Source organism: Chitinophaga sp. LS1 (genome assembly GCF_034274695.1).
Taxonomy (GTDB): Bacteria; Bacteroidota; Bacteroidia; order Chitinophagales; family Chitinophagaceae; genus Chitinophaga.
Genome location: NZ_CP128362.1, coordinates 4,215,880 through 4,232,241 on the forward strand (window position 1 = coordinate 4,215,880; position 16,362 = coordinate 4,232,241).

A 16,362-nucleotide genomic window follows, 5' to 3' on the forward strand; every position below is an offset into this window, starting at 1 on the left:
TCTATAATTTGAAGGTGAGTGAAGCTGTATAGAAACTATCAGCTTTCCGGGTATGCAGACTGTGTTTGCCCGGATAGAGCAGTTCCAGTCTGCGTCTCAGATTTTCTAATCCGATACCGTTTCCTTTTTTATTTACCGTTGCTATCCGCTCAGAAATAGAATTGTGAATGATACAGTTTACCTGGTTATCGATTAGTTTCAGGGAAACGTCTATACTATAAGCGCCGGATACATACTTGAACGCGTTTTCAATCAGGGGTTGGAACAATAGCGGCTGTACCTGCTGCTCCTGTAAGGATGGGTCAATATCCAGGTTTACAGATAATTTATTCGTTTTGCGGATCTGTTCAAAAGATATGTATGCCCGGATATAATCAATTTCCTGTTTGAATACCGTGCGATGATTAATGTAGTACAGCTGATATCGCAATAATCCTGATAGTTGTTCAATGGTTTCTCTTGCTTCCTCATTGCTTTCATCCACCTGAAAATAAATGGTATTAAGGGCATTGAAAAGAAAATGAGGATGGTACTGTGCCTTCAGGAAGTTGAGTTCTGCTTCTTTTTTTTCAAGTTTCAGTTTTTCCAATGTCAGCAAATTTGTGTGGATGTTCCTGCTGATAATGTTATTGCGTATTAAGGTATAGAAGATTAATAGCAGCGGTAGATAGGTGGCGTTGATTAACATATAATCGATCCAGCCGGCACCCATAAATAAAACGCCGGTCAACTGGCCTATCAATAATAGTATATTCAGCGAAACAAATAGTTCTAATGAAGTATAGAGATAGTCCCTGGCAAATGAATGACTTCCGTCGGCAGTGCATAAGCGGCGTTCCCATAGATGATTGTAGCCGTAGCAGAAAAGTATAGAAAAGAACAGGCCCACTATATGTAGCAGCAGGTTGCCATCCCAGAAAGGACCGTTGTGAGATAAGTCGGTGATCGCTCTAAGAACGTTGTACATCATTACTCCCCATAAGGTGGGATATATGCGATTCAAAGATATTTTTTTGTATGCAGTCATTGTTTACGTGGATTCAAGTTATTAATTCATTCTTTTACTTTCTTCCCAGTTAGATTTTTTATCAGTTATTTTAGTCAGGTTACCCGCATTCAGGTGCCAGGATAAAGTGATGCCTGCCATACGGCTGTCACGTCGTTCTCTATATGCGCCCGACAGTACGCTGTTATTTAATTGGATATGCTGCCCGGTTGTCAGGAAGATATCATTGGCATAAAGATATATCGACAGTTTATTTTCCAGCAAATTTTTCCTGAGACCTAAAGACAGGGCCCCCATTTCTCCGATAATAGCCTGTCCCTCCGCCATTTTTCCATTGAAATAGCCCGTGGCTTCTATCATCCACTGGTGGGAAAGGGTAAATTGATTGCTGACCTGTGCTGTGGGTGTAAATAAATAATTGTTGTAGGGTGTGTTAAATTCCGACCAGTAAAATGTTCTGTAGGCAAGGCTCACGTTCAGGTGGGTGGTCCACCAGGTGGAGGGTTTCAGGTTATTCATGCCTGCCTTGATACTTATGGCATGGCTACGTCCCAGGTTGAGTGGCATTACAATGGTGGTTTGGCTGCCTGTTTCGGTAAGGTAGCTTTTGGTGATGGGATTATCCTGTATCGTATAAAGGATGCTAAATACATATTGTGATCGCAGGAGCCATGATAATTCCATATTGTTGATGAGTGTTGGTTGTAGACGGGTGTTACCTTTTTCCTGGAGATAGCGGTCGTTTACTTCTGTGAATGGATTCAGATCCCGATAGTTAGGTCTTGCGATTCTTCTGCTGTATAAGCATGCTAATACTTGATCGTCATTGATTTGATATTTTGCTGAAAGGGTTGGAAATAATTGGGCGTAAGAGCGGCGGAAGAGAGTGGGTGATGCGGTGTTGGTATATTCAAAACGTAAGCCGGCCGCTGTGGAGAATCGGGGAGTCCATTTTTTATCTGTCTGCATGTAGCCGGCATATACATTTTCCTGGTAATGGAAACTACTACTCAACTTTTCATCCTGTCCTGATTGAGGTGAGTTGTATTGAGCATTGCTTTTGATATTGATGGCAGTCGTTTTAATGCCTGACTGTATGGTAAGATCATCGGAGACGATAATATACATATCTGATTGAAAGGTGTAAATATTGATATTATTAGTCATGATCCCTTTTAATACATCGGTATTGCCATGGCTCATTTTACTGTTTTGGTCCGATTGATCGTCTTGTAAGAAATGAAGGATGTTGAAGGTGTTTTCCCATTTAATTTTTGAGTTGAATTTGTATGCGAAGTTCGCACCTGCGGATAAATTTGTTTGTTGGGTGTGTTGTTGATTGACAGTGTGAAGCGTAGAGTCACTGGCAGGCAGGCCATGGTAGAAATCAGATATTGCCAGTTCGTTCTTGTTGCGTTTAAACCAATTCGTGGATAGATAGGTGTTGATGCTCAGCCGATCTGAGCATTGGTAGTCAATACCTGATTTAAAATATTGGGAGCTGTTGGCAAATTTTCGTTGGGCCTGCATGTTCAGGTTAAGATCCGTTTTAGCGTACTGGCGGGAAGAGCTGACTAACATGAAGTCCGTGCCTTTATAGAATGAATAGTCGGTGTAAATAGTGAAGTGTTTATGTTGGAACCGGGCAGAGAAGCTTTGGTTTTGACGGGTATAAATACCTGCTTCGATATTTGAAGCTATATTCAGCTGCAGGCCGTTTTTTGTTTTTTGTTTTTGTTGGATGTTGATAAATCCGGATGTACCAGCGGCATCGTAGGCGGCAGAAGGGTGTGATATCAGGTCTATTTTATCAACGGAATTTGCGGGGATGGAGCGTAGCAGGTTAACAAGATTTTCTCCGGTGAGGTAAGTTGGTTTACCGTTTATCATTACGTTAGCGCCTGTCTGGCCATTGAGTAGGATGGTGCCATTGTTGAGGATGAGTACACCGGGGATTTTGCCAAGTGTGTTTAAGAGCGTGCCATCAGATCCTGTAGATGCGGCAGAAAGATCGACGGTGGTGATACCGGGTTTGATATTATATGGTGAACGTTTACCTGTGATAGTAATGGCATCCATGGTAAATGATGTAGGTGTCAGGATTATTGTTTGCAACGATGTAGAGGTCTTTACAGAATACATTTTGTTTGCATAGCCCATTAGAGAAAAATGTAAGAGGACGCTGTCGTAATTTTTGTGCTGGAATGTATAAATGCCGAGCGAGTCCGTTTGGGCGTTTGTAATATAGTTAGTGTCTGTAGTTAAGATGGTTATGTTTACGTCTGCTAAAGGTATATTTCCATCAGTCACTTTCCCTGTCACCCTGCCCTGGGCAAAGAGATATATTGGCAATAACAGCAGCATACAGGTATGTGTAAATTTATCTGGACTCATCATTGTTTTGTGATTATGAGCCCTAAACTAGTTTGGTGTGCAATGAAGTAGAAACTTTCTTGACGAGTAGTTAATTTGCCTTTATGAAATGTAAGTTTATGGTGCCGCAGGCTAAAGACTGTATTGTTAAATTATTGGCGCTGTTATTAAATAATTCCTGCCGGTTATCAGCAAAAAGCGGCCAGTTAAGCGAATAATTGTTTAGTATTTAGGCAGATACTATTTTTTTACTATTTTTAATTTTACTAAACTGGAAACTCAGGGTGAAGCACCTGAATTTTATGATTAGTATTATCGAAACTATTTGTTACTCTAAAAAAGAAAAACAAACCTGGATTTGGTTGTGGTAGCCTCAGAAAAGTAAGCACTTACTGTAGCAGTACTATGTACTGTTTATTGTCTTGTAATATCCTTTAGTGAGAGATTTTTATGAGATAGTATAAATAATACCCCGGATTATTTTCTCTGGCAAATGATCACGTAAACTACTATTTAGCTCGCAAAGCTAAGTGCAGGATTGTTATTACTCCAAACGAATACAATTCAACTTCAATCAAAAAATAAAACACACTTAGCATGAAGCGGTTATTACATGTAATTATGTTTATTTCTTTTATGATCCTGGTATGGGCAGGTTGTAAAAAAGGAGATCAGGGCCCGGTTGGACCACAAGGGGAAACAGGTGCTACAGGGGCACAGGGGGTGGCTGGTCCTGCCGGCAGTAAGATTTATAGCGGGAGTAGTACACCGGAAACCACCATTGGTGATATTGGTGATTTTTATCTGAATCTTTCCACTTCAGAATTTTATGGTCCTAAGACAGCCAATGGTTGGGGAACACCTATTATTTTGAAGGGCGCAACAGGGGCAACGGGAGCTACCGGCGCAACGGGTGCCGCCGGCAGCAGGATACTCAGTGGTACAGGTGCTCCTGCCAATAGTGTAGGGAATAACGGCGATTATTACCTGGATAAATCTACCTATAATTTATATGGTCCTAAAGCAGCCGGAGCATGGGGTTCTGCCTTATCATTGCAAGGCCCCGCAGGCCCACAGGGTCCTGCAGGGCCGGCAGGTACTGCTAATGTGATCTATTCCACCTGGAAATATGCTACTAACTTCAATGATTCAACAATTGATAATTCTTCATTGAAAGTGGGATACGTAGCAGCACCCAGCTTGTCCACTACCATTCTTAACTCAGGAACGGTAATCGTATATTTTACCTATGGTGGAGGCACCTTCGTCTTGCCTTATACCAGTAACGCTGGTGGAAAACCTAATACAATTTCATATACGCCCATGTTAAATAAAATACTTGTTACGCGTTTTACACATGATAATAGTAACAGTATTGCGTTGAGTACATTGTTGCAGTATCGGTATGTGATTATACCTGGCGGTGTTTCCGGAGGCAAGGAGGCCGCTCATCCTGATTATAACGATTATACTGCTGTATGTAAATATTATCATATTCCAGAATAGTTTGGTATTGATAGTGTAATGAAAAGAGGTTGTAAATAGAACATCTTAGAATCGCATAAATGAAAACCTGGCTCCATTAGGTATCCGAATAAAAAGAGCGTGTATCTTTCTTTTGATACACGCTCTTTTTATTATACTTGTTTCCCGTTTAGCGCTCAATTCTCTTTATAAATTCCTCCTTATAATTACTCCCTATCGGCAATTGTACATCTTCAAGTTCAATCGTGTTGCCATGTATTGCCGTGATTGCCTGCATAGATACAATATAAGATTTATGCACACGTGTAAATGAAAGGGGTGGCAGTATTTCTTCCATTCCCTTCATTGTATGTGGGATCAGGTAAGGCTATCCAGGAGTTTTTTATCGGGTAAACTGGATGTGAAGGTAGGAGTGAATGATATTTTTCATGATGCGGGGTATAGACTATCAATGAATGCAAATGTGTTAAAATCGTATGGGTATAGCAGATATGATAGCAGGAGAGGGGTCGTAAGTGTGTATTATAAATTCGGGAAGAAGGTGATGCCGGCGAGGGAAAGGAGTGGAGCGACGGAGACGGAGCAAGGGCGGTTGAATTTGTAGAGGGGAAAGCCGGAGTGGTGATGTCCGGCTTTCGGTAACGGTTCGGATAGGTCTATGGTCCATTATGGTTATTTTATTTTTCATCAGTACTCTTTACCATTGGGTAAATTCTGCTATATCAAATAATCTGCAATTTTTAACTTCCTCCTGTGTAATGTTTATTTTCACTTTGGAGTCATTCCATTGTACCTCCTGAATATTACTGACAGGCAACAACACTTTTTTTCCGGGGAAAAAATTATGTGTATCCACTACAAAGAATATTACTTTCCAGGTGTGATCCTCTATTATAAAATCTTTTACATGACCGATATCGCCATCTGTTGCATGAATATTATACCCTGCAACCACTTTTGTACTGTGTAAGTGTGTATTGCTATCTGCTGATAGAAGAGGATGGTCTGTATCTGTCTCATGGATAATATTTGTTGAAGAAGTAGGGGCGAGTATCCCCCAAACACCACTTGAAGAAAATCCACCCTCCCAGTAATTTGGCCAGGGGTAATGGTTGAATAATTCGGCTTCCTGCTGCTGCGATACAGGTTTCTCTGTATCAATAGCCGGGCTGTTGCTTACCTGGGATTTTGTAAGATTTACCGTAAATGAACCGGTTTTGCCGGACTCTTTAAGGATGGCGTCGGGTGATATCAGTACTTTCCGGCCAGACAACCAGTTGCCGGTTTCAACAACCAGATAACGAATCGTCCAGGTGACATCATCGAAATAAAACGCTGTTACTTTTCCCATTTCACCATCTGTGGCTTCCAGGTGATAGCCTATCAGGCTACTTATATTGATTTGCATGATTGTCATTTTTTTGATATCAGTATACAGCCTCCTTACAATTTTGATTGTTGGAGCGTTCCATTTTCGCTACTCCCTTTATTCAGTTTATCCTGTCCGATACCCATTGTTAACGCAGTTAAGCCTGCCATACTTCCTAATTGCATCGTATCTATTGCTGAACTGGGCACAATAACGATGGTTGAATTTTGTTTCAATCCTTCATATAGCATATTCATCGCTCTTAAATGTAATGCTACCGGGTTATTGGCATAGGTCAGCGCAGCTTCTCCAAATTTCTCGGCCACCTGTCTTTCAGAATCCCCGAGTATTACTCTTGCCTGTCTTTCCCTTTCTGCCTGTGCCTGCATAGACATTGCATTTTCCAATGCTGATGGAATTAAAACATCTTTTACTTCTACCGAATTCACATGGATTCCCCAGGGTTCAGTTCGTTCATCAATAATTTTCTGAAGTATGTTGCTAATTTTGTCCCTTCCTTCCAGCATATCTGAAAGCATCGTTTTTCCGATCACATCACGCAACGCGGTTTGGGCAGCCCAATTGATAGCGAGCATGTAATCTGCTACTTCCAGCGCAGCTTTCTGTGGGTCCAATACTTTCCAGAATAGTACTGCATCCACGTCTACCGGCACGGTATCTTTTGTAAGTGTTTTTTCTGCTTTAAATGAGGTGGTGATCACACGTGTATCAACCCAGTAAGGGATAGTATCTAATATTGGAATAATAAAAAATAAGCCGGGACCTTTGAGCGAACGAAATTGGCCGAGTCTTAATACGACAGCTTTATCCCATGGATCTGCAATCTTAATGGCGGAAGAAACAGCCAGGCCAATGATGAATGCAGCTATAGCAATCCCTTCACTTTCTACTATACCCAACTGGGGGTTCATAGCGTAAGCGATTGCCACACCAGTTCCAAAAATTACAACGAAAATTAACATTGAAAAAAAATTCTTGCTTTTCATTGTATGCTTATTTTATTTCTTTGTGAAAACAAATGTATGGTGTAGTAAAGGTCGCGAAATTGTGTCCCTTAATAATTATACTATTATAGAATTAACTTGTATAATTCACATGTCCGGGTCTCATTCCTGAAGTTTGTTTATTCTGCATTTATGTCTGGAAAAGCTTTTTATAAATTTTCGAGCAGGTTAAGCTTTTTGTTTTTCAGTGTTTTAAAATAGGTAGGGGTTAAGCCTGTTATTTTTTTAAACTGATGGGATAGGTGTGAGACACTGCTATAATGGAGTTTGTAAGCTATTTCAGAGAGGTTAAGTTCGTCGTAAATAATCAATTCTTTTACTCTCTCTATTTTATGCATTATTATGAAATGCTCTATAGTAGTCCCCTGGGTTTCAGAGAAAATATTTGCCAGATAGGTATAGTTATAGTCTAACTTTTTACTTAAATAATCAGAGAAGTTTGTTTTAGGCAAGTCGTCAGCATAGTGAACCATTTCAATAATTACATTCTTTATACTTTCAATCAGAATAGCTCTTTTGTCGTCTATCAGTTCGAGCTTTGATCTTAACAGAATTACCCTTAGTTTATCCCTTTGCTTTGGAGTGATTTCTTCCAATACATTCACTTCTCCTAAGTTAACAGTTACATAGTGAAGACCTAATTCTTTAAATGCTTCTTTAACAACCATCTTACAACGGATGCTAACCATGTATTTGATGTATAGTCTCAATGTGTATAAGTTATGTTGGCTTATTGACACTTATAAATCACAAATGACAGGCCAAATTCTTGTGAGAATACCCACCTACGGTAACCTGATGTTTGAATTTTAAAGCATACTTGCGGCGAACACGGGTTTAGTCTTCATAACCGCTTTTAATAATTGTCGAAATCATTTTAAACTGTTCATCAGCATTAAAGCAATGTGTGGAGTGCGCGGGGATAATAATTCCCTGTCCCTGGGTTAATTTGTATAGTTTATTATCAATGGTAATTGCAGCAGCACCGTCTATTATTTGAATATAGTTATCAAAAGGAAGCGTTTTTTCTACCAGTTCTTCTCCTGCTGCAAAGGCAGAGACTGTTATATTGCCAGTATTCTTCTTTATAATAATTTTGTTTAGAACCGAGTTGGGCATATACTCAATGATTTCTACAATGAAATGAATTTCCCCTTTATTCATTTCTCTGGCATCAGGAATATTTTTGTGTTTATGCATTTATTTGACAATTTGTTATTAGGCATATGACCCGTTATTTAACAATATTTGTACAGTGAAATAATCCTGGCAGTGCCGGTCATGATATGGTTGTAAACAGGGGTTGCTAATTTATATTGAATAACTTTTCAGGACAACTTTGAAGAATCATTTTCCAGTATTTTCTTCTTTTCCTGATATTCATCATTATTAATTTGACCAAGTGCAAACCGCCTTTTTAAAATATCGAGTGGCGCCTCTCTCTTCATTCGCTGTCCGGGAATATTGTAAGGAATAGCGAATATCCAGAAGATAAAAATCATCCACACCAACCACCATACCAGGTGCATTCCCCAAAAATGATAACCGTCGTAAAACATAGTATTTATTTAGAAAGGTGAATATGATAACTGTAATATTAATTTATGGCAACAACCGGTTTCTTACTGGTTTTTATTTTCTTTTTAGTTTTACTTACAATCTGATTGATGGATTTTTCAACGGCTTTTGTAATTTCACTAATAAGAGAAACATTATAAGCTATTAATACTTTCTTTACAGCATTAGTCAGCTTTTCCTTTAAAATGCGCTTTTTTTTACCCATGATCTGGTAGATTTAATTTGATATATTTTATTAGAAGAAATTAACACTACAGGTCGTAGCACAATAATAATTGTCCAGAAGGCCTATAGCCTGAGCCTGGGTAACATCTTTCGTGGATTATCCTGAACCCATATAAAGGTCAATGAATATTTAATTGAAAGTGTTACGTAATAATATAAAATCGTTGTATCATTCACACATTCATCAGCAAGGCTAACCAATTACACCGCATTACCAGCTTAACTTCCATTTACGATCGTAGATTATGTAAGAAATAACAAGACTACAAATGGGATATTAAGCGGCATGATAAGAAATGGTACCTTGGCTTAAGAATTTGCCTGGGGGCCTGGTGAATTTGTCAGAGACAACAACCCGGGTTGACTGATAATTGCATCCCCTGGTTAATACCTAAGATGGTCAGCGGAAGCGCATCCTGACATCGACGGACGCACTAATCTTGCTGAAATATGGGGCTGGAACGGTGGAAACATTCAGGAATTTTAAAGGGGAAGGTAAAACCATTGAAATTTTAACAAAAATAAATAGCGATTTCACCACCTTTAAAAGGAAAGGTAATTTGGCATATTTTATTATACTTTTGCGAATAATTGACCATGTATGATCCATTTTTTTTCAAATAGTTTTAATACAATTTTTGCGGTTCAGAAAGCGCAGGAGCTAACACCCTCGGATATTTCAAAGCTGTGTTGGCTGTTCGGAAATGCACAATTACACCAGGAAAAAGTACTGAAAGATTATTATGTGGGGCCCCGTGCGGCTATGGTTACACCCTGGAGTACAAATGCGGTGGAAATCACCCAGAATATGGAAATTCATGGGATTGCACGTATTGAAACTTACAGTAAGGTAAATCCTGACTTTAACGATTTTGACCCTATGCTGTCTCAAAAATATGCTGAATTGAATCAGGATATCTTCTCCATCAGCATTGTACCCGAACCAATTATCGAAATTGAGGATATTGCCGACTATAACCGAAAGGAAGGCTTATCATTAAGTGAGGAAGAAGTTGATTATTTAAATAATCTGTCCCTGAAAATGGGGCGTAAACTGACGGATTCAGAAGTATTTGGTTTTTCACAGGTAAATTCTGAGCACTGCCGGCATAAAATATTTAATGGAAAATTTGTGATTGATGGGCAGGAACAACCATTATCCCTGTTTAAACTTATTCGTAAAACATCCGAAACCAATCCAAACAGTATCGTATCTGCATATAAGGACAATGTGGCTTTTGTAAAAGGCCCTATGGTGCAGCAATTTGCACCAAAACGTCCGGATGTGCCTGATTTCTATGAAGTTAAAGAATTCGAATCGGTTATTTCATTAAAAGCCGAAACACATAACTTCCCAACTACCGTAGAACCTTTTAATGGGGCGGCCACAGGTGCTGGCGGTGAGATCAGAGACAGGCTGGCAGGTGGTCAGGGGTCTATTCCGTTGGCAGGAACGGCAGTGTACATGACGGCGCTTTCCCGTCTTACTTCAGGCAGAGATTGGGAAAATCAGGTAGCGGAACGTAAATGGCTGTACCAGACCCCTGTTGATATCCTGATCAAGGCGTCAAACGGGGCATCTGATTTTGGAAATAAGTTCGGACAGCCCCTAATCACTGGTTCTCTGCTCACCTTTGAACACGAAGAGAATGGGATTACCCTTGGCTACGATAAAGTTATAATGCAGGCAGGTGGTATTGGCTATGCCAAGGCCAGTCAGGCTACTAAACTGAAGCCATCCGTCGATGACAAGGTGGTGATCCTGGGTGGTGACAATTACCGTATTGGTATGGGCGGTGCTGCCGTCTCATCGGCAGATACCGGTGCATTTGATTCAGCAATAGAGTTAAATGCCGTACAGCGTTCTAACCCGGAAATGCAGAAGCGTGTAGCGAATGTAGTGCGTGGCCTGGTAGAAAGTGATCATAATACAATTATATCTATACACGACCATGGTGCGGGAGGACACCTGAACTGTCTGTCAGAACTGGTGGAAGAAACTGGTGGTTTGATCAACCTCGATAAACTGCCTGTGGGTGATCCGACCCTCTCTGCCAGGGAAATTATTGGCAACGAATCACAGGAGCGTATGGGTATCGTGATCGGCCAGGAGAATATTGAAACCATGCAGCGTATCGCGGCACGTGAACGTTCTCCTATGTATGTAGTAGGAGCTGTCACCGGCGACCATCGTTTTACATTTAAGTCTGCCACTACAGGAGCCACGCCATTAGACCTGAACCTGGCTGACATGTTTGGCAGTTCTCCGAAAATATACATGCGGGATAAAACCATTACCCGCAGCTACCAGCCGCTAACCTACGATGTAAAAAAATTACAGCAATACCTGGAACAGGTCCTGCAACTGGAAGCAGTAGCCAGTAAAGACTGGTTAGTGAATAAAGTGGACCGTTGTGTAAGTGGCCGTGTGGCTAAACAGCAATGTGCCGGCCCGCTACAGTTACCATTGAACAACTGTGGGGTAATGGCCCTGGATTTTCAGGGACAGCACGGTATTGCTACTTCAATTGGGCATGCCCCGCTGTCAGCACTGATCAATCCCGCTGCAGGCAGTCGTAATGCAATTGCAGAAGCGTTGTCCAACATCGTTTGGGCACCTTTGAAGGATGGCATTACCAGTGTATCATTATCGGCCAACTGGATGTGGCCATGTAAGAACGAAGGTGAAGATGCAAGATTATACGAGGCGGTAAAAGCTTGTTCCGACTTCGCTATCGCATTAGGCATCAACATCCCTACAGGGAAGGATTCATTATCCATGAAGCAGAAATACCCTGATAAGGAAGTGATTGCACCTGGAACTGTGATTATATCAGCTACCGGCCATTGCGATGATATTAAGGCTGTCGTTGAGCCTGTATTAACCAAAAGTGGTGGCAGTATCTATTACATCAATCTTTCAGGAGATAACTATAAATTAGGTGGGTCCTCTTTTGCGCAGATCGTAAACAAGATTGGAGACCAGACACCTGATGTGGTGAATGCCGCTACTTTTAAGCAGGCATTTGACACCCTGCAACAGCTGATCAAAGCTGGAAGTATACAGGCAGGTCATGACATTGGCAGTGGCGGCCTGATTGTGACGCTGCTGGAGCTTTGCTTTGCAGACCGTGACCTGGGTGCCAATATTGATTTGAGCGGATTGGGCGAGGAGGATATCATTAAGCTCTTATTTGCTGAGAATAATGGAGTGGTTTTCCAGGCAGATGCTTCGGTAGAAACATTACTGGAAGAAGCTGGTATTGCTTGTCATAAGATAGGGGAAGTGACTACAACAGCTGCATTAACGGTGAAGCATGTAACGGGCGACTGGCAATTTGACATCAATCACCTGCGGGATGTATGGTCTACGACTTCGTACCTGTTGGACCAAAAGCAATGTGGTACGGTAAAAGCAAAAGAGCGTTTTGAAAATTATAAGAACCAACCGCTGAAATTTACATTCCCAGCTGGATTTAGTGGAAAGAAACCTGTCATTGACAGTACAAAACCTCGTATCAAGGCAGCAGTATTGCGTGAAAAGGGGAGTAACTCTGAGCGGGAGATGGCGAATGCGATGTACATGGCAGGGTTTGATGTAAAGGATGTGCATATGACCGACCTTATATCAGGGCGTGAAACGCTGGAAGATATTCAGTTTTTAGGAGCTGTAGGTGGTTTCTCCAATTCTGATGTGTTGGGTTCTGCTAAAGGTTGGGCGGGAGCATTCCTCTATAACCCGAAGGCAAAGGAGGCAATCGAAAAATTCTTTAATCGTAAAGATACCCTTTCATTGGGGATCTGTAACGGTTGTCAGTTGTTTGTAGAACTGGGTTTAATCAACCTGGATCATGGAGAAAAACCACGTATGTTGCATAATGACAGCCATAAACATGAGAGCATCTTTACATCGGTGACTATCCAGGAGAATAAATCGGTATTGTTGTCAAATCTTGCGGGTAGTACTTTAGGCGTGTGGGTTTCACATGGAGAGGGGAAATTTGATTTCCCATATGAAGAAGATAAATACAACATCGTCGGTAAATATGGTTATGAAGGTTATCCGGCTAATCCAAATGGATCTGGTTTTAACGCGGCTATGCTGTGTGATGTAACTGGCAGGCACCTGGTAATGATGCCGCATATAGAACGTTCAATATTTCAGTGGAACTGGGCACATTATCCTGATGGACGTAAGGATGAAGTATCACCTTGGTTGACAGCATTTATAAATGCAAGGGAATGGCTGGAGAAGTAAGCATCTGACTACGTTTGTCTATTTTATTATAAGAACAGTATGTATCAAAAATAGATGAACCTCCTTAGAACTGCATAAATGGAAACCTGTCTCCATCAGGTATTGGAATTAAAAGAGCGTGTATCTTACTTTTGATACACGCTCTTCGTTATTTGAGTACCAGGTGGTGTAAGGTCTTTGTTTATTCCCGACCAACCTAATAAGGGAATAATCATTGAAGAACGTTTTTCCCGGATTCCCATCAAGGGGGTATGATAATATTATCCGCTCAGGCACTTTGTCTCAAAAGGTTCTTTTACGCAACTCTTCTCTCATGATCTTTCTTACCAGTTTATCTGCATCAATATTATAATTGATATTCATACCCTGTTTCTGATGCGCTTTTACTTTGGTAAAAATCAATTGAATCTGTGCCCCCAGGCGATAGAGTTCCTGCACCATGTCTGCATTACGTATAATAGTTCCCTTACTGGTAATGAAGTTTGCATGGCTAAGTTTATATTGTCGCTCCATCAATCCCGTTACATACTGGCTATCAGCGTAAATGTGCAGGTGTTGGATGTCTTTAAAATTGTTTTGAGCATATTTTATTCCTTCTATTACTGCGGATAGTTCCATCCTGTTATGTGTAGTGTCTTGTACGCTGCCAGATAAGACCACTTTCCCCCCGTCTGTCAATATGATGGCAACCCATGCTCCCTGGCCACTTTGGGGGTGACAACTTCCATCTGTATATATAGCCGCTGTATTGATCATATCTACAAATGTAAGGTGAATTCCGTCTAACCATTGTTATTCTGCCTGACATGTGCTGGTCAATGTTAGTGCATCAATGCTTGCTCAAATGGGGTGGCCCGGGATCACACCAAAATGGATATTGGGCGATGAAAGGCGCGGATATGGAAGCGGTTGTTTTCGGGGAATAATAGAAAATAAGGCAAGGAGCCGATGATCCGGCATTGATGCAGGTAGCGCTTTTGGAAGAGGTTCGGTGTCAACTAAATATCACCATTCTATCAGAACAAACCGATTGTGCAGACCGATAATTAAAACCTGGAATTTGGAACCCGATCTGGCAAGGGAGTTTGTAAACTACCCGGGAGTTGGTATTTTTACAACTTAGGGGATTAAATGCTTGTCAACAGTAAAACACCAGACGCTACTATTGGGTCTGCCTGTACAGCACTTATTTAATTCCTTTTTAACTAAATCTTATGAAAATGTACAAACTATTATGTGGGTTCCTGTTGCTTTTCTGCCTGCAAAGCAAAGCACAATCCAAAGATTCATTGAATGTAAAGCTGGCTGAAGCCAAACGTGAGATATTGGCGAATGTCGTTATTAACGACAACGCGAATAAGGCGTTTGATGGTTTAACGCAGAAAGCAACAGAGGCTTACCAGCATGATGGATCTAGTAAAAATCTGGCTAAGATCCTTGAACGCTACCGGACATTGTTAACAGAAATCAAAGGTGCACAGACGCCTAAAGTCAACAATACCGAAGAGTTTGAAGTTAGCTACGAATCTGTAAAAAAAGCTAAGTTGAAACTCTGCCCGCTTTATCCTTTTTGCGATTAAGTTGTAATAGCTCCGAATTGCGTCGCCAATCAGTTCATATAATAGTTATGAAAAATAAATTGGCTTACTGACCATTGAGCGAACCGATTTGGATTGGAAAATGAGAAGCTTACAATAAAGTAAAATAGCTAAAAAAAGAGGGTGTATCATGAGTTAGATACACCCTCTTTTAATTCGGATACCTGATGGAGCCAGATTCCATTTTATGCGTTTCTCAGGAGTTCCATTTATTTATGATACACTCTCATTTTTTGTGCCCGGTAGGGTAAGTTTTCGAACCAGGCTATGAAATCAAGGACCTAATACCTGGCTGAGTTTTACCGGGGAGTGAGATCATAAACAAATGCGATGATTTAAGATCCAGGAGAAGAATGGGGTGATTTTCTCACCTGTACAATATCAATATAAAATTATTTGTTTCTTAAATACCAATATGGCTGTGTTTAATGAAAGTTAAAAATCATTAAACATATCATGGGCTTTGCAAATTATTCCTCCGAAATATTCAGCAATGTCAGCAGGTCTTTTTTAAACAAGGCGTTATCTGGTAAATGTTTATTGACATTTTCCGGAATAGGTCCTGTAAAATAAACTTTTGAGCCTGGAACGGCCAGGCACACAGTCCTGCAATATTTCATAAAATCATCCTCTGATAAAGGGGTCGTTAAATTTGTGACAATAAATGCGAAATCACATGCTGTAACAATACGGTCAAGACTTTCATAAGGAACAGATTGCCCAAGATATATGGTCTTAAATCCCCGTGATCTCAGTATATAATTAAAAAATAGTAGTCCGATCTCATGCAACTCATTTTCTGGCAGGAATAATAACGCGGTGCCAAGATCCTGGTTTACTACACGGGTAATTCGTTCGGTGGCAACTATGATCTTGTTCCGGATGAGATTGGAGATAAAATGCTCCTGGGCAGGATTAATCGTACCAATCTGCCACATAATACCAATACGGCGGAAAAATGGGAAAATGTGTTTAATGATGGTATTTTCAAAGCCTTCAGTCATCACTATATCCAGAAATGTTTTATTAAATAGTTGTTCATCCAGATTGATGAGGCTTAAAAGTAAACTATCGCTATATGTATCTTGCTGGTTTACAATTTTAAGTCCTGATATTTTGTTTGCAATCTCCTCATCGCTCATTTCACTGATGGCTGAAATTTTAAAGCCATATTGTGACAACATGCTGATATTCAGTAGTTTTTTGAGGTCTTCATTGGTATAGAAACGGATATTCGTATCTGTTCTACCTGGCTGTACAATTTTATATCTCTTCTCCCAGATTCTAATAGTATGTGCCTTAATGCCCGATAGGTTTTCGAGATCCTTAATTGAATACATTTCAGATGACATTATTACAAATTTGAACTGTCAAGGTCGGTATTTATAAATATCTCCCTTTCCGTAAAACGATTATTCCTGGACAAAATTAAATCTTTTGTTTAT

15 protein-coding genes are annotated in these 16,362 nt (G+C 40.4%); 4 read left to right on the top strand and 11 right to left on the bottom strand.

Annotation, left to right across the window (positions count from 1 at the left end):
* Window position 1 precedes the first annotated feature (1 nt).
* Both QQL36_RS17475 and QQL36_RS17480 read right to left on the bottom strand, forming a co-directional pair.
* Window positions 2-1,003, bottom strand: coding sequence for a sensor histidine kinase (locus tag QQL36_RS17475; protein WP_321570452.1), 1,002 nt, complete (start codon window positions 1,001-1,003; stop codon window positions 2-4).
* A 45-nt stretch (window positions 1,004-1,048) separates the two neighbouring features.
* Complete coding sequence (locus tag QQL36_RS17480; protein WP_321570453.1) at window positions 1,049-3,403, bottom strand: TonB-dependent receptor domain-containing protein; 2,355 nt, start codon at window positions 3,401-3,403, stop codon at window positions 1,049-1,051.
* A 573-nt stretch (window positions 3,404-3,976) separates the two neighbouring features.
* Between QQL36_RS17480 and QQL36_RS17485 the strand changes: the two genes are divergently transcribed.
* Complete coding sequence (locus QQL36_RS17485) at window positions 3,977-4,885, top strand: collagen-like protein (RefSeq protein ID WP_083726588.1); 909 nt, start codon at window positions 3,977-3,979, stop codon at window positions 4,883-4,885.
* Window positions 4,886-5,033: 148 nt separating this feature from the next.
* Here QQL36_RS17485 and QQL36_RS17490 read toward each other — a convergent pair whose 3' ends face one another.
* Window positions 5,034-5,201, bottom strand: a complete 168-nt coding sequence (locus tag QQL36_RS17490) for a LytTR family transcriptional regulator DNA-binding domain-containing protein (protein ID WP_321570454.1) — start codon at window positions 5,199-5,201, stop codon at window positions 5,034-5,036.
* 12 nt (window positions 5,202-5,213) lie between these two features.
* Between QQL36_RS17490 and QQL36_RS17495 the strand changes: the two genes are divergently transcribed.
* Window positions 5,214-5,468, top strand: a complete 255-nt coding sequence (locus tag QQL36_RS17495; protein ID WP_083726592.1) for a hypothetical protein — start codon at window positions 5,214-5,216, stop codon at window positions 5,466-5,468.
* A gap of 93 nt (window positions 5,469-5,561) precedes the next feature.
* Here the strand turns inward: QQL36_RS17495 and QQL36_RS17500 are convergent, their stop codons facing one another.
* From QQL36_RS17500 to QQL36_RS17525, 6 genes are all read right to left on the bottom strand, one after another.
* Window positions 5,562-6,272 (bottom strand): PRC-barrel domain-containing protein, encoded by a 711-nt coding sequence (locus QQL36_RS17500; protein ID WP_179091239.1) that lies wholly within the window; start codon window positions 6,270-6,272, stop codon window positions 5,562-5,564.
* 35 nt (window positions 6,273-6,307) lie between these two features.
* The gene (locus tag QQL36_RS17505) at window positions 6,308-7,240 is read right to left on the bottom strand and encodes a slipin family protein (RefSeq protein ID WP_321570455.1); all 933 of its coding nucleotides are present in this window, start codon (window positions 7,238-7,240) and stop codon (window positions 6,308-6,310) included.
* 167 nt (window positions 7,241-7,407) lie between these two features.
* Window positions 7,408-7,926, bottom strand: coding sequence for a helix-turn-helix domain-containing protein (locus tag QQL36_RS17510; protein ID WP_235643933.1), 519 nt, complete (start codon window positions 7,924-7,926; stop codon window positions 7,408-7,410).
* Between the two features lie 169 nt (window positions 7,927-8,095).
* Window positions 8,096-8,458: a cupin domain-containing protein gene (locus tag QQL36_RS17515; protein ID WP_083726598.1), complete on the bottom strand. Its 363-nt coding sequence runs from the start codon at window positions 8,456-8,458 to the stop codon at window positions 8,096-8,098.
* A gap of 128 nt (window positions 8,459-8,586) precedes the next feature.
* Entirely contained in the window at window positions 8,587-8,817 is a 231-nt protein-coding gene (locus tag QQL36_RS17520) for an SHOCT domain-containing protein (RefSeq protein ID WP_083726600.1), read from the bottom strand.
* Window positions 8,818-8,855: 38 nt separating this feature from the next.
* Window positions 8,856-9,041 carry a hypothetical protein gene (locus QQL36_RS17525; protein ID WP_083726602.1) on the bottom strand — a complete coding sequence of 62 codons (186 nt, stop codon included), beginning with the start codon at window positions 9,039-9,041 and terminating at the stop codon, window positions 8,856-8,858.
* Window positions 9,042-9,662: 621 nt separating this feature from the next.
* On the opposite strand from QQL36_RS17525, the gene purL reads away from it, so the two are divergent.
* Entirely contained in the window at window positions 9,663-13,319 is a 3,657-nt protein-coding gene (purL, locus tag QQL36_RS17530; protein WP_321570456.1) for a phosphoribosylformylglycinamidine synthase, read from the top strand.
* A 282-nt stretch (window positions 13,320-13,601) separates the two neighbouring features.
* Here the strand turns inward: purL and QQL36_RS17535 are convergent, their stop codons facing one another.
* Window positions 13,602-14,075, bottom strand: coding sequence for a ribonuclease H (locus QQL36_RS17535; RefSeq protein WP_321570457.1), 474 nt, complete (start codon window positions 14,073-14,075; stop codon window positions 13,602-13,604).
* Between the two features lie 464 nt (window positions 14,076-14,539).
* Here QQL36_RS17535 and QQL36_RS17540 point away from each other — a divergent pair, with 464 nt between their 5' ends.
* Window positions 14,540-14,899, top strand: a complete 360-nt coding sequence (locus tag QQL36_RS17540) for a hypothetical protein (protein WP_321570458.1) — start codon at window positions 14,540-14,542, stop codon at window positions 14,897-14,899.
* Window positions 14,900-15,387: 488 nt separating this feature from the next.
* Here the strand turns inward: QQL36_RS17540 and QQL36_RS17545 are convergent, their stop codons facing one another.
* Window positions 15,388-16,269, bottom strand: a complete 882-nt coding sequence (locus QQL36_RS17545) for a MerR family transcriptional regulator (protein WP_321570459.1) — start codon at window positions 16,267-16,269, stop codon at window positions 15,388-15,390.
* Between the last annotated feature and the right edge of the window lie 93 nt (window positions 16,270-16,362).

Excerpts from the sequence above, each read along its gene's own strand:
- QQL36_RS17500 (WP_179091239.1), bottom strand. The coding sequence starts at position 6,272 with ATGCAAATCAATATAAGTAGCCTGATAGGCTATCACCTGGAAGCCACA.
- QQL36_RS17505 (WP_321570455.1), bottom strand. The coding sequence starts at position 7,240 with ATGAAAAGCAAGAATTTTTTTTCAATGTTAATTTTCGTTGTAATTTTT.
- QQL36_RS17490 (WP_321570454.1), bottom strand. The coding sequence starts at position 5,201 with ATGGAAGAAATACTGCCACCCCTTTCATTTACACGTGTGCATAAATCT.
- QQL36_RS17545 (WP_321570459.1), bottom strand. The coding sequence starts at position 16,269 with ATGTCATCTGAAATGTATTCAATTAAGGATCTCGAAAACCTATCGGGC.
- QQL36_RS17480 (WP_321570453.1), bottom strand. The coding sequence starts at position 3,403 with ATGATGAGTCCAGATAAATTTACACATACCTGTATGCTGCTGTTATTG.
- purL (WP_321570456.1), top strand. The coding sequence starts at position 9,663 with ATGATCCATTTTTTTTCAAATAGTTTTAATACAATTTTTGCGGTTCAG.
- QQL36_RS17525 (WP_083726602.1), bottom strand. The coding sequence starts at position 9,041 with ATGGGTAAAAAAAAGCGCATTTTAAAGGAAAAGCTGACTAATGCTGTA.
- QQL36_RS17510 (WP_235643933.1), bottom strand. The coding sequence starts at position 7,926 with ATGGTTGTTAAAGAAGCATTTAAAGAATTAGGTCTTCACTATGTAACT.
- QQL36_RS17535 (WP_321570457.1), bottom strand. The coding sequence starts at position 14,075 with ATGATCAATACAGCGGCTATATATACAGATGGAAGTTGTCACCCCCAA.
- QQL36_RS17540 (WP_321570458.1), top strand. The coding sequence starts at position 14,540 with ATGTACAAACTATTATGTGGGTTCCTGTTGCTTTTCTGCCTGCAAAGC.
- QQL36_RS17485 (WP_083726588.1), top strand. The coding sequence starts at position 3,977 with ATGAAGCGGTTATTACATGTAATTATGTTTATTTCTTTTATGATCCTG.
- QQL36_RS17495 (WP_083726592.1), top strand. The coding sequence starts at position 5,214 with ATGTGGGATCAGGTAAGGCTATCCAGGAGTTTTTTATCGGGTAAACTG.
- QQL36_RS17520 (WP_083726600.1), bottom strand. The coding sequence starts at position 8,817 with ATGTTTTACGACGGTTATCATTTTTGGGGAATGCACCTGGTATGGTGG.
- QQL36_RS17515 (WP_083726598.1), bottom strand. The coding sequence starts at position 8,458 with ATGCATAAACACAAAAATATTCCTGATGCCAGAGAAATGAATAAAGGG.